Here is a 12,592-nt window from a genome sequence, read left to right as displayed (position 1 = left end):
GCGTCGGGGCCATGGGCTCCTCCCTCCTCACCCCCGGCCCTCCCCTGTACGTCGCGCTTGTCGTCCTGACCGTCATCGCCGCCGCGGTGACGTGGACGTCCGGCACGCGCCTGTGGCGCCAGGTCCCGTGGGCCGCCGTCCGCGCGGCCGCGCAGCTGCTGGCGCTGGCGGCGCTGCTGGTCGTCATCGTCGGCAGGCCGTGGGCGGTGGTGGCGTTCATCGCGATGATGGCGTGGGTGGCGGCGTGGACCGCCGACGGGCGCATCTCCGCGGGCTCGCCGCGCCACGATCCGCGGATGGAGGGGCGCGTCGACCGGCACGTCGACTCCGCGGCCGCCGTGGCGCCGTCGCCGGCCGACGATCCGTCCGCCACGGAACGGGACGTGCGGCGCGCGGAGCTGCGGGCCCGCATCGTGAGGACGTTCTGGACGACGCTGCCGGTCGCCGCGTTCGCCGTCGCCATGACCGCGGCGCTGGCGGTGGCGGGCGTGGTGCCGCCGGAGGGCATCGCGATCATCCCGACGGCCGGCATCTTCATCGGCAACGGCATGACCGTGACGTCGCTGACCGGCCGGCGCTGCCACGACGAGCTGCGCGCCCGCCTCGGCGAGGTCGAGGCGGCGATCGCCCTCGGCTTCGAGGAGCGCCGCGCCCGCCTCCACGTGCTGCGCGACGCGGCGCTCACCGCGTTCGGCCCGACCATCGACGCCACCCGCACCGTCGGCATGGTCACCATCCCAGGCGCGTTCGTGGGCATGATCCTGGGCGGCGCGTCGCTGGTCGACGCGGCGGTGATGCAGCTGTTCGTCATGCTCGGCATCCTCGCCGTCGCCGCGGTCGCCAACGCCGCCGTCATGCGCCTGGTCGCCGCGGGCAGGATGTGAGCATGAGCGCCCACGGTCCGCAGCCTCCCCCGCGTCCATCGCTTGACGACGCCACCCTCCGCGTCATCTGCTGCCCCGACAGCTTCAAGGGGACGGCCACGGCCGCAGAGGCGGCCGCCGCCCTCGCCGCGGGCGCCCGCGACGCCGGGGCCGACGCCGTCGCCGTGCCGATGGCCGACGGCGGCGAGGGCACCGCGGCCCTCCTCGCCGCCGGGCCCGCCCGGCGCGTCGCGACGGTCGACGCCGCCAGCCGCCCCACAGTCGCCGAGTGGTTCCCCGGCCCGGAGCCGGACTCCGCGGTCCTCGACCTCGCGTCGGCGTCGGGCCTGCCGGCGGTGTCGGACGTCCTCGACGCGCCCGGGGCGTCGACGTACGGCACGGGTCTCGTCCTGCTCGACGCGCTGGAGCACGGCGTGCGCGACGTGACGCTCTGCCTCGGCGGGTCGGCGACGACGGACGGCGGGCGCGGCATCCTCGCCGCGCTCGGGGCGTTCGGCCCGGCCTCCCGCTCCTGCGCGGGGTCCGCCGGCTCCGCGGCCGGCGGGTCCGGCTCGCCCTCCGACGCCGCCGGGTCCGCCGGCTCCGAGGTCGGCGGGTCCGGCGGCGCCGACCGCCGGTCCGGGCACGACGCGCGGCCCGCGGCGCCCGGCGCGCCGGCGGCGGGACCCGTCGTCAAGCCCCTCCCCGACCACCTGGACCCGCGGCTGCGCGGCATGCGCTGGACCCTCCTCCTCGACGTCACTACGACGCCCGAGGACTGCGCCGCCGTCTTCGCCCCGCAGAAGGGCGCCGACGACGCGCAGGTCGCCTGGCTCGCCGCCTACCTCGCCGACTGGTGCCGCGCCTGCGGCGCCGACCCCCGCCGACCCGGCTACGGCGCCGCCGGCTCCGTGCCCGTCGGCATCGACTGGCTCGTCCGCGCCGCCGGCGGGCACCTCGCCACCCGCCGCGGCGCCGAGCACGTCGCCCGCGCCGCCGGCCTGCCCGGACTCATCGACGGCGCAGACCTCGTCATCACCGGCGAAGGCGCCGTCGACGCCCAATCCGGCGCCGGCAAGGTCGTCGGCCACGTCCTCGACCTCGCCGCCCCGCGCCACGTGCCCGTCGCCATCGCCGCCGGCCGCATCGACGCCGCGGCGGACGTCGTCACGCGCACCGCGGACACCGCGACCCTGCGCGGACCCATGGACCGCACCCGCGACGCGCTGCGCGACGCCGGCGCCGACCTGACCCGCCGGGCCCTGCGGCGCCGCCGGGCCTAAGCTGGGACCATGCAGGATTTCGCGGAGCCCCTCATCACGCTCGCCGACGGCACCGTCAAGCAGCTGAACCCCTTCTCCGGCACCGAGGTCTGGACCGTCCCCGGACGCGGCAACCGGCCCCTCGGCATCAGCCGCCCCGAACCGCAGGTCCTCACCCCCGACGACTTCGACCGCCGCGACGCCTTCGGCTCCGCCAACCCGCTGATGACGCCGCCCGAGAAATCCCGCGTCGTCCACGAATCCGGCGCCCCCGCCCCCACCGGCGGCCTCGAAGGCGGCCTCCGCATCCGCGACATGGGCCACGGCTACCGCGAAATCACCGGCGTCCTCCCCGGCCAGGTCCACGACACCGTCGCCGAATTCCGCCGCGTCCCCAACCTCTTCGAAATCGTCACCTACGACTACTGGCGAGACAACTACGGCTTCACCCCCGACGCCGACGTCCTCGAGCGCATGCGCGCCTACCTCGCCGACGACGCCGGCCGCGACCACGTCCTGAACATCGTCCGCACCCGCCTCAAGGCCGCCGGACACCACCCCGCCGAAGTCGACGCCATGGGCGACGACGATCTCCTCACCCGCGCCCCCGGCTACTTCGCCGGCGGCCACGACGTCATCATCGCCCGCCGCCACTTCCGCGACGGCGCCACCCACGACGACCAGCTCGCCTCCTCCGGGGCCCTCTCCGTCCAGGAGCACCGCGCCTTCATCCAGTACACCGTCAACTCCATCGCCGACCTGTACCGCCGCAACCGCTACGTCCGCTACGTCGCCGCCTTCCAGAACTGGCTCAAGCCCGCCGGCGCCTCCTTCGACCACCTGCACAAGCAGCTCGTCGCCATCGACGCCCACGGCGAACAGCTCGCGCACGAAATCGCCCGCCTGCGCAAGAACCCCAACATGTACAACGACTGGGCCGTCGACTACGCCGCCCGGCGCAACCTCATCATCGCCGAGAACGACCACGCCGTCGCCTTCGCCGGCTTCGGCCACCGCTACCCGACCCTCGAGGTCTACTCCAAGTCCGCCACCTGCGAACCCTGGCTCCAGTCCGAGGAGGAGGTCGCCGCCATGTCCGACCTCGTCCACGCCTGCCACGCCGCCGCCGGCGCCGACGTCCCCTGCAACGAGGAATGGCACCACCGCCCCGTCGACCTCGACGTCCGCATGCCGTGGCGCATCATGATCAAGTGGCGCGTCTCCAACCTCGCCGGGTTCGAGGGCGGCACGAAGATCTACCTCAACACCCTGTCGCCGTGGGACCTGCGCGACCGCGTCGTGTCGCAGCTGTACCGGTTGCGCGCCGCCGGGTCCGTCGACCGCGGCCTGCGCGTTGCGACGGAATGCCGGTGCCGGCCGAACTCCCTGCGCTACAACCCGCTGGTCGACGACGCCCCGCGGCTGTAGGCGAGCGGGGCGGGGCGGGGCGGGGCGTCCTTCCCCGGCCCGGCCCTTCCGCGCGCCCGCGCCCTCTTTGCGCCCGGACCCTCTATGCGCCCGGGCGCCCGCAGGCTCGCGCCCCCGCGGCGTCCTTTCCCTGGCCGGCACCACATGCGCCCCAGGCGCCCCTCCCGTTTCCGCGGGTCGGGGCGCTTTTCGCGGGACGCCGCAGACGGCCCTCTCGCGCCTTTTCAGCGGACCGGTGGACGTCGGTTCCGGAACGCACCTGCCCCCGCCTACGGGCCGTTGAGCCACGTTTCCGGCGATCGGGCTTCCGGCCGCGAACGCCCCAGTTCCAATGCGTGCGTTTCAGTGTCGTACAGGCCGTTCACCCGGGCGCCGAGTGTCATCCATCGGTACGAAATCAGGCCCGAAACGTACCGATGACTGCCCTTCGGCACCCCTCCGAGTGCGCCGAAGGGCAGTCATCGGCACATCGGCACACCATCGCGGCCATCACAGCCCGTGGCCTGCCCGCCCCAGGCCGACGATGGCGTCGCACCCGCGGCCGACCTGACCCGCGGCCGGCGCGACCTGGGACCGACGACGGGCTGGGACCGGCGACGGGCTGGGACCGGCGACGGGCTGGGACCGGCGACGGGCTGCGCCCTCCGGGAACGAACGAGCCGCGGCTCCCGCCCCCGGAAGGTCGCCCGGCGCGGTGACGGTCCGAACGAAACCGACGTGCCGGCCGAGCAGTCCCCTGCGTTTGACCGCTACACGGAGTGCTCCGGAGCGGGCCGGACTGCACTCACACGCAGAAAATCGGGCCGAAATCCTGCGTTTCACCGCACCTCAGCCCCTGCCCCACCGCCCTGCACCACGCCGAAACGCAGGCGGACCGGCAGAACGCCCCGCAGGGCCGCGCACTTAACACGCGCGTAATCCCCGTCCCCTAGGCTGCGTAGGTGATGGCGGAGCCCGCCGGCACCCCGTGCCTGCGGCCCTGAGGTCACGGCTCTCCGAGTCATCGAGTCCGGTGAACCGGGCGCCCCCGAAGGAGCGCGTCGGCGCGCCCGACGCGTGCGGCGCGTGATGGCCGGTCACGATCCGATGCGTGACGACGGCTCCCGCGCCCCGGCCCCGTCGCCCCGGGCGGAAGCCGGGGGCGGCTCGGTCGTCCTGCTCGTCGCCGGCCCCGAGGTCCCGGACGCGGACGCGTGGCGCGAGCGGCTCGACAAGCTGGTGCCGGTCGGCGTCACCTCGGTCGTCGTCTCCGGCGGCGTCTCCATCGCGGCGTACTTCGGCCTGCTGGGCTCCTGGATCCAGCCGTACTCCCCGCTGCTGGCGGCGGGCCTGGCCGTGGCGGTCACCGTCGCGATGGCCGTGGCCACCGGCGGCCGCTGGTACCTGCGCCGCATCGACGACGGCATCGAGCTGCCGCACTTCGACGAGCACGGCAACCCCGTCGACGACGAGCTGCACTGCTGCGTCACCGACGCCCCCTTCGAGCGCCCCGACATGATCGCGTCGGCGCAGCGCGGCCCCGACGGCGAGGTGCTGTGCATCTCCTCGCTGGCCCTGTCGACGGACCGCACCGGCGAGCACGTCCTGCCCGCCGACGAGCACGCGCACCTCGGCGCCCGCGCCTCGCGCCGCCTCCGCGGCAAGTAGGTCCCGCCCCTCCTCCCCATCCGATGCACGACCCCCGCCGACCGGTCCGGCCCCTCCCCTCCCCGGGGACGGGACTGGACCGGTCGGTACACTTGCGCCCATGACCACGACCTCCACCGCAGATTCCACGGACCGCACCACCCCGGACGCCGGGAACGGCGGGGCCTCCGCCACCACCGGCGCGGCCGCCACCACCGGCGCCGGCGCCGCCCGCTCCGTCGCCGACGTCCTCGCCTCCCACGGCGCGGACCTCTCCTGGCAGCGGGAGGTCTACGAGCACCTGCACCGCAACCCGGAGCTGTCGGGCGTGGAGGAGAACACGGCGGCGTTCCTGGCGGAGCAGCTGGGCCGCTGGGACTGCGAGGTCATCACTGGCATCGGCGGCCACGGCCTGGTGGGCGTGTTCCGCAACGGCGATGGCCCCGTCGTCCTGTACCGCGCGGACATCGACGCGCTGCCGGTGAAGGAGGAGACGGGCGAACCGTTCGCCTCCACCGCGGTCGGCGTGTCCCGCGAGGGCGTCCGGTCGGAGGTCATGCACGCCTGCGGCCACGACCACCACATGATCGCGCTGCTGGGCGCGTGCGACATCCTGGACCACACGCGCGACGAGTGGTCGGGCACGTTCATCGCCCTGTTCCAGCCGTCGGAGGAGACGGCGTCGGGCGCGCAGTCGATGATCGACGACGGACTCGCCGACCTCATCCCCCGCCCCGACGCCTGCCTGGGCCTGCACGTCGTGCCGGGCCCGGCGGGCCGGGTGATGACGACGGCGGGCCCGGCGCTGGCCGGCTGCGACACCATCACCATCGACATCCCGGGCCGCTCCGCCCACGGCTCGATGCCGGACAACGGCGTGGATCCGACGTACATCGCGGCCCACGTCGTCATCCGCCTGCAGGGCATCGTCGGCCGGGAGGTGAGCCCGCACGACTTCGCCGTCGTCAGCGTCGGCACGCTGACATCGGGCAACTCGAACAACACCATCCCGGGGCACGCGCGGATCGTGCTGAACATCCGCTTCTACTCCGACGAGGTCCGCCGCACGCTCATCGCCGCCATCGAGCGGGTGGTGCGCGGCGAGTGCCTGGCGTCGGGGGCGCCGGGCGAGCCGACGTTCACCTACACCGACCACGGCGAGGTCACGGACAACGATCCGGGCGTCCACGCGACGGTGCGCGCCGCGTTCGACGAGGTCTTCGGCGACGACGTCGTCGACGCCGCCCGCTGGACCGCCTCCGAGGACTTCAGCGCGATCCCGCTGGGCCTGGGCTCGCCGTACCTGTACTGGACGGTCGGCGCGACGCCGCGGGAGCAGTGGGACGCGGCGGTCGCCGCCGACCGGGTGCTGGAGGACGTGCCGTCGAACCACATGCCGACCTTCCTGCCGGACTACGCGCCGACGTCGCGGTCGACGACGTACTCCGCCGCGGCCGCCGTCCTCGCGTGCCTGCGCGGGGAGCCCGCCGACTGGGGTTCGCGGGAGTAGGCGCGATGCGTGACGACGGGACCTCCCCCGGCGACGCGACCGCGCCCGGCCTCTCCTTCCCCGTCGGCCGCCTGACGCTCGGCGTCGCGGAGCCGCTGACCAACGACGGCCCGGTGCCGGACATGTCCGACGACCTGGCGCGGGTGCGGCTGGCGGAGGACGCCGGCTTCCACACGCTGTGGTTCCGGGACGTGCCGCTGCTGTGCTACGAGTTCCGCGACGCCGGCCAGATCTACGACCCCTTCGTCCACATGTCGTACGTCGCGGCGCACACGAGCCGCATCGGCCTGGCGACGGGCTCGGCGATCCTGACGCTGCGCCACCCCATCCACGTCGCGAAGCAGGCGGCGACGCTCGACGTCCTGTCCGGCGGGCGCGTGGCGCTGGGCGTGGCGACGGGCGACCGCGAGGAGGAGTTCCCCGCGTTCCGGCAGAAGCGCTCCGAGCGGCAGCGCAGCTTCGCCGACGCCGTCGACTACATCCGCGCGCTGTGGGAGCCCGGCACGCCGATGACCACCGCGAACCGCTGGGGCGGCGTGGAGATGGGCGTCGAGATGCTGCCGAAGCCGGTCGGCGGGCGCCGCATCCCGCTCATCGTGACGGGCCACTGCCGGCAGACGCCGGAGTGGATCGCCGCCCACGGCGACGGCTGGCTGTTCTACCCGCAGGATCAGGACCGCACCGCGGCGCACGTCGCGCAGTGGCGGCGGATGACCGCCGAGGCGGGGCGCGGGGCGCTGCCGTACCTGACGCAACTGTCGGTGGATCTCGACGCCGACCCGGACGCGCCGGCGAAGCCGCTGCGGCACGGCTTCCGCGCCGGCCGCCGCTTCCTGGTGGCCTACCTGCGGGAGATGGAGGCCGCGGGCGTCGACCACATGGTGGTGAACCTCCGCTCCTCGCGCCGCCCGGTGCCGGAGGTGCTGGAGGAGTTCGGCGAGCACGTGCTGCCCGCCTTCCCCTCCTGAACCGCTACTCCGCCGGGTCCGCGTACTCCGGGTAGTCGACGTAGCCCTCGGGGCCCTGGGCGTAGATGAGGTCCTCGCGGGCCTCCGCCAGCGGCAGGCCCTCGCGCAGGCGGCGCACCAGGTGCGGGTTGGCGATGTAGGGGCGGCCGAAGCCGACGACGTCCGCCAGCCCCTCGTCCAGCAGCCGCTGCGCCGAGTCCCGGTCCTGCCCGCCGGTGACGATCACCATGCCGCGGTAGAGCTCCCGGAACCTCCGCAGCAGGTCGTCCGGGATGGCGGGGATGTCGCGCTTGGCCGACGTCGTCGACTGGTCGGCGAAGTGGACGTGGCCGACGCGGCGGGCCTGCAGCTGCTCCGCCAGGTGCAGCGCCGTGGCCTCCACCTCCGCGTGGACGGGCATGTCGCCGGCCGTGCCGTAGGGCGACAGGCGGATGCCGACCTGGCGGGCCCCGCCCCCGCGGGCGGCGACCGCGTCGATGACGGCGTCGACGACCGCCAACGGCAGGCGGACGCGGTCGGCGATGTCCGGGCCGCCCCACTCGTCGTCGCGCACGTTGACGCCGGGGTTGAGGAACTGCTCCAGCAGGTAGCCGTTGGCGGCGTGGATCTCCACGCCGTCGAAGCCCGCCTGCATCGCCAGGGCCGCCGCGGACGCGAAGTCGTCGATGACCGTGTGGATGTCCTCCACCGTCATGGGCCGGACCTCCTGCGACGGCTCCGTGAACCGCGGCGTGCCCGTCGAGTCGAAGACGTAGCAGCGGCCCCGCGTCGACGGGATGTCCGACGGGCCCATCGGCGGCAGCCCGCCCGGCTGCAGCGCCGGGTGCGACATCCGGCCAACGTGCCACAGCTGCGCGATGATGCGCCCGCCCTTCGCGTGGACCGCGTCGACGACGATGGACCAGCCGTCGGCCTGCGACCGCTTCCAGATGCCCGGCACCGCCGCGAAGCCGCGCGCCGCCGGGGAGATGAACGTGCCCTCCGTGATGATGAGCCCCGCCGTCGCCCGCTGCGCGTAGTACTCCGCCAGCAGCTCGTCGGCGACCTGGGACTCGCACCGCAGGCGCGTCATCGGCGCCATCGCGACACGGTTGGCCAGCTCCACCGGCCCCCACGTGAAGGGCTCGAACAAATCGGGCATCTGCGGCGCCGCCTTTCCTCGCGGTTCGTGTCGCGTCGCGGGGCCGTCCCGCGCGCCTGGGGTCGTTCGCGTCGCGGGGCCGTCCCGCGCGCCTGGGGTCGTTCGCGTCGCGGGGCCGTCCCGCGCGCCGGGGCGCGCCCCCGCAGGGTGCGTCCCGCGGGCACCCCCGCCGGGGCGCCCCGCGGCGGGCGTCGCGGGCACGGCGGCCCGCGATGCCCCACCGGACTTAGTACACCCTACGTGCAACGCGGAGGCGCCCGCCGCACCGCCCCGTCGGGGGCCGTGCAGCGGGCGCCGCGGGGGCCGTCGTCACGCACCGCGATGCGCGCGCGACCGGCCGGAACCGGGTGCGGGGACCGCTACCCGGTGACGTCCTCGCCCAGCATGTGGACGTGGATCATGTTCGTGTTGCCCACCGTCCCCGGCGGGGTGCCGGCGACGACGACCATCATGTCGCCGCGCGAGTACTCCGGCATCGCGATGAGCGCGTCGTCGACCGCCTTCATCATGTCGTCCGTCGACGTCACCCTCGGCGTGAGGAACGTCTCCGCGCCCCACGTCAGCGCCAGCTGGCTGCGCACCGCCGGCTCCGGGGTGAACACCAGGAGCGGCAGGTGCGAATGGAGGCGGGCGACGCGGCGGGCCGTGTCGCCGGAGCTGGTGAACGCCACCAGCGCCCGCGCGTTCAGCCGCTCGCCGATGTCGCGCGCCGCGTAGGAGATGACGCCGCGCTTCGTGCGGGGCACGTGCGTCAGATCCGGCACCTCGCCGTCGCGCTCGGCGGCGGTGACGATGCGGCCCATCGTCCGCACCGTCGTGTGCGGGAACTTGCCCACCGACGTCTCGCCGGACAGCATCACCGCGTCCGCGCCGTCGAGGACGGCGTTGGCGACGTCGGAGGCCTCCGCGCGGGTCGGGCGCGAGTTCACGATCATCGAGTCCAGCATCTGCGTGGCGACGATGACCGGCTTGGCGTTCTCGCGCGCGATCTGGATGGCGCGCTTCTGCACCAGCGGCACGTCCTCCAGCGGCACCTCCACGCCCAGGTCGCCACGGGCGACCATGACCGCGTCGAAGGCCAGGATGATCGCCTCGAGCGCGTCGACCGCCTCCGGCTTCTCCAGCTTCGCGATGACCGGCACGCGGCGGCCGACCTCGTCCATGATCTGGTGGACCAGCTCCACGTCCGCCGGGGAGCGGACGAAGGACAGGGCGATGAAGTCGACGCCCAGCTTCAGCGCGAAGCGCAGATCCTCGACGTCCTTCTCCGACAGCGCCGGCACGGAGATGTCCATGCCCGGCAGGGACACGCCCTTGTTGTTGGAGACCGGGCCGCCCTCCGTCACGCGGCAGACGACGTCCTTCCCGTCGACCTCGATGCATTCGAGGCCCACCTTGCCGTCGTCGACCAGCAGCCGGTCGCCCGGCTTCGCGTCCTGCGCCAGGTTCTTGTAGGTGGTGGAGACGCGGTCGTGCGTGCCGACGACGTCCTCCACCGTGATGCGCACGACCTCGCCGTCGTCCCAGTAGGTCTCCCCGTCCGCGAAGCGGCCGAGGCGGATCTTCGGGCCCTGCAGGTCCGCGAGCGTGCCGACGGCATGCCCCGTCTCATCGGATGCCTGACGCACCCAGAGGTAGTTCTGCTCGTGGTCCGCGTGCTCGCCATGGGAGAAGTTCAGGCGCGCGACGTCCATGCCGGACTCGACCAGGCCCCTGATCCCCTCGTAGCTGGCCACGGCCGGGCCGAGGGTACATACGATCTTCGTTCGTCTCTGCACGGTCACCACCCTAGTCCCCGTCGCGCGGCGACGCCGAGGCGGCGCCGGGGGCGCCGCCGTCTCCGGGGCCGCCGTCGCCGGTCCGCGCGCCGCCGGACGCGCCGCCCGACGCGGCGCCGGGTGCGGCGGAGGATCCGGAGCCGGGGCGGGAGGCGTCGTCACGCGACGACTCCTTGGCCAGCACCGACTCCTCCCACGTCAGCTCCGGCAGGCCGTCGCCGGCGGGATCGTCGGTCTCGCCGCGGACGAACGACGGGTGCGGGCGGGTGCGGCGGCGCAGCGCCACGAACACCGCCATCGCCGCGACGAACACGACCAACGACACGACGTTGTTGATGCGGATGCCGCCGAAGACGGTCGTCGCCGGGTCGGTGCGCATCGCCTCGATGAAGAAGCGGCCGAAGGTGTACAGGGCGACGTACAGCGCGAAGACGCGGCCGCTGCCCAGGCGGAACCGGCGGTCCGCCCACAGCAGCAGGAAGAAGACCAGCAGGTTCCAGATGAGCTCGTACAGGAACGTCGGGTGCACCACCGCCAGGACCTCGCCCGTCGACGTGCCCGTCACCGGCGCGACCCGACCGGACTCGTCGACGCGCAGGAAGATCTCCAGGCCCCACGGCAGCGTCGTCGGACCGCCGTAGAGCTCCTGGTTGAACCAGTTGCCCAGCCGGCCGAACGCCTGCCCCAGGATGATCGCCGGGGCCACCGCGTCCAGCGCCGGTGACACCGGCACCTTCCGCCACTTCACGACGGCCCAGCCCGCCAGCACGCCGCCGACCACGGCACCCCAGATGCCCAGGCCGCCCGCGGTGATGTCCAGCGCGCGCCACGGGTTCTGCCCCGGCGCGAAGTACTTCTCCCAGTCCGTGATGAGGTGGTACACGCGGCCGCCGATGATGCCGCCCGGCACCGCCGCGATGGCCACGTCGAGCATCAGATCGGGGTCGCCGCCCCGGTCCTTGTAGCGCTTCCGCGCCACCATCAGGCCGGCGACGATGCCGACGAGGATGCACAGCGCGTAGGCGCGGATCGGGATCGGGCCCAGGTGCCACACGCCCTGCGGCGGCGACGGGATGTAGGCGAGGACGTCGGTGGCGGCCGTGACGGCGGTGGAGGTCGTCATCGGCTAGGCACCGTCCCCGGGGGCCTCGGCACGGTCGCCGGAACGGGTGTCGTCGTCACGCGCATCCCGACCGCGGACGCCGGCGGCGAGCTCGCGTGCCAGGGCGACCAGCGCCTCGCGCGACTCCGTCGACGCCTTGATGAGCGCCGAACCGACGATGACGCCGTCGGCGAACTCCGCGATCTCCTTCGCCTGCGCGCCCGTCGACACGCCCAGGCCCACGGCCACCGGCGTGTCCGTCACCTCGCGGGTGCGGGCCACCAGCACGCCGGCCGCCGAATCGACGGCCTTCTGCGCGCCCGTGACGCCCATGTGCGAGCTGGCGTACACGAAGCCCGAGCCGGCGTTCGCCGTCATCGCCAGGCGCTGCGGCGTCGACGACGGGGCCACCAGGAAGATGGTGTCCAGGCCCTCGGCCTCCGCGGCGGCGAGCCAGCGGCCCGCCTCCTCCGGGATGAGATCCGGGATGATGGCGCCGCAGCCGCCTGCCGCCTTCAGGTCGCGGGCGAAGTTCTCCGGCCCGTACTGCAGCACCGGGTTCCAGTACGTCATGGTGACGCACGTGCCGCCGGCCTCCGTCACCTCGCGGATGACGTGGAACAGGTCCGGGATGCGGAAGCCCGCCGACAGCGCCTCGTCGGCCGCCGCCTGGATGACCGGGCCGTCCATCATCGGGTCGGAGTACGGCAGGCCGACCTCGATGACGTCGGCGCCGGCGTCGACGATCGCGGTGATGCGGTCCACCGACTCCTCCACCGTCGGGAAGCCCGCCGGGTAGTAGCCGATGAAGGCCGCGCGGCCCTCCTCCTTCGCCGTCGCGAAGACGTCGTTCAGGCTCACTTCTGGTCCTCCTCGTCGGTGGTGGCGGCGGCCGGCGCGGGATTGCCGGCGTC

At 74.1% G+C, this 12,592-nt stretch carries 10 protein-coding genes; 6 read left to right on the top strand and 4 right to left on the bottom strand.

Annotation, left to right across the window (positions count from 1 at the left end):
* The first annotated feature begins 11 nt into the window (after positions 1–11).
* From QQS41_RS09610 to QQS41_RS09585, 6 genes are all read left to right on the top strand, one after another.
* Positions 12–884, top strand: coding sequence for an ABC transporter permease (locus QQS41_RS09610; protein ID WP_448852480.1), 873 nt, complete (start codon positions 12–14; stop codon positions 882–884).
* Between the two features lie 2 nt (positions 885–886).
* Positions 887–2,146 carry a glycerate kinase gene (locus QQS41_RS09605; RefSeq protein WP_448852479.1) on the top strand — a complete coding sequence of 420 codons (1,260 nt, stop codon included), beginning with the start codon at positions 887–889 and terminating at the stop codon, positions 2,144–2,146.
* 9 nt (positions 2,147–2,155) lie between these two features.
* Positions 2,156–3,553 (top strand): DUF4921 family protein, encoded by a 1,398-nt coding sequence (locus tag QQS41_RS09600; protein ID WP_448852478.1) that lies wholly within the window; start codon positions 2,156–2,158, stop codon positions 3,551–3,553.
* A gap of 1,068 nt (positions 3,554–4,621) precedes the next feature.
* The gene (locus QQS41_RS09595; RefSeq protein ID WP_448852477.1) at positions 4,622–5,200 is read left to right on the top strand and encodes a hypothetical protein; all 579 of its coding nucleotides are present in this window, start codon (positions 4,622–4,624) and stop codon (positions 5,198–5,200) included.
* A 100-nt stretch (positions 5,201–5,300) separates the two neighbouring features.
* On the top strand, positions 5,301–6,689 hold the full coding sequence (locus QQS41_RS09590; protein ID WP_448852476.1) for an amidohydrolase: 1,389 nt from the start codon (positions 5,301–5,303) through the stop codon (positions 6,687–6,689).
* 5 nt (positions 6,690–6,694) lie between these two features.
* On the top strand, positions 6,695–7,657 hold the full coding sequence (locus QQS41_RS09585; protein ID WP_448852475.1) for a TIGR03571 family LLM class oxidoreductase: 963 nt from the start codon (positions 6,695–6,697) through the stop codon (positions 7,655–7,657).
* Positions 7,658–7,661: 4 nt separating this feature from the next.
* Here QQS41_RS09585 and QQS41_RS09580 read toward each other — a convergent pair whose 3' ends face one another.
* The 4 genes from QQS41_RS09580 to trpA form a co-directional block, all read right to left on the bottom strand.
* A complete protein-coding gene (locus QQS41_RS09580) occupies positions 7,662–8,798 on the bottom strand; it encodes an alkene reductase (protein ID WP_448852474.1) in 1,137 nt (378 codons plus the stop codon).
* Between the two features lie 359 nt (positions 8,799–9,157).
* Positions 9,158–10,576, bottom strand: a complete 1,419-nt coding sequence (gene pyk / locus QQS41_RS09575) for a pyruvate kinase (protein WP_448852473.1) — start codon at positions 10,574–10,576, stop codon at positions 9,158–9,160.
* A 10-nt stretch (positions 10,577–10,586) separates the two neighbouring features.
* The gene (lgt, locus tag QQS41_RS09570; protein ID WP_448852472.1) at positions 10,587–11,699 is read right to left on the bottom strand and encodes a prolipoprotein diacylglyceryl transferase; all 1,113 of its coding nucleotides are present in this window, start codon (positions 11,697–11,699) and stop codon (positions 10,587–10,589) included.
* Positions 11,700–11,702: 3 nt separating this feature from the next.
* On the bottom strand, positions 11,703–12,539 hold the full coding sequence (gene trpA, locus QQS41_RS09565; RefSeq protein ID WP_448852471.1) for a tryptophan synthase subunit alpha: 837 nt from the start codon (positions 12,537–12,539) through the stop codon (positions 11,703–11,705).
* Between the last annotated feature and the right edge of the window lie 53 nt (positions 12,540–12,592).

The organism is Corynebacterium sp. 335C (genome assembly GCF_053525695.1).
The sequence above is the reverse complement of the archived record's forward strand: the minus strand, read 5'-3'. Positions and strand labels throughout refer to the sequence as shown.

What these genes read in the sequence shown, in the direction of transcription:
- QQS41_RS09610 (WP_448852480.1), top strand. Translation starts at nt 12, where the DNA reads ATGGGCTCCTCCCTCCTCACCCCCGGCCCTCCCCTGTACGTCGCGCTT.
- QQS41_RS09605 (WP_448852479.1), top strand. Translation starts at nt 887, where the DNA reads ATGAGCGCCCACGGTCCGCAGCCTCCCCCGCGTCCATCGCTTGACGAC.
- QQS41_RS09600 (WP_448852478.1), top strand. Translation starts at nt 2,156, where the DNA reads ATGCAGGATTTCGCGGAGCCCCTCATCACGCTCGCCGACGGCACCGTC.
- QQS41_RS09595 (WP_448852477.1), top strand. Translation starts at nt 4,622, where the DNA reads ATGGCCGGTCACGATCCGATGCGTGACGACGGCTCCCGCGCCCCGGCC.
- QQS41_RS09590 (WP_448852476.1), top strand. Translation starts at nt 5,301, where the DNA reads ATGACCACGACCTCCACCGCAGATTCCACGGACCGCACCACCCCGGAC.
- QQS41_RS09585 (WP_448852475.1), top strand. Translation starts at nt 6,695, where the DNA reads ATGCGTGACGACGGGACCTCCCCCGGCGACGCGACCGCGCCCGGCCTC.
- QQS41_RS09580 (WP_448852474.1), bottom strand. Translation starts at nt 8,798, where the DNA reads ATGCCCGATTTGTTCGAGCCCTTCACGTGGGGGCCGGTGGAGCTGGCC.
- lgt (WP_448852472.1), bottom strand. Translation starts at nt 11,699, where the DNA reads ATGACGACCTCCACCGCCGTCACGGCCGCCACCGACGTCCTCGCCTAC.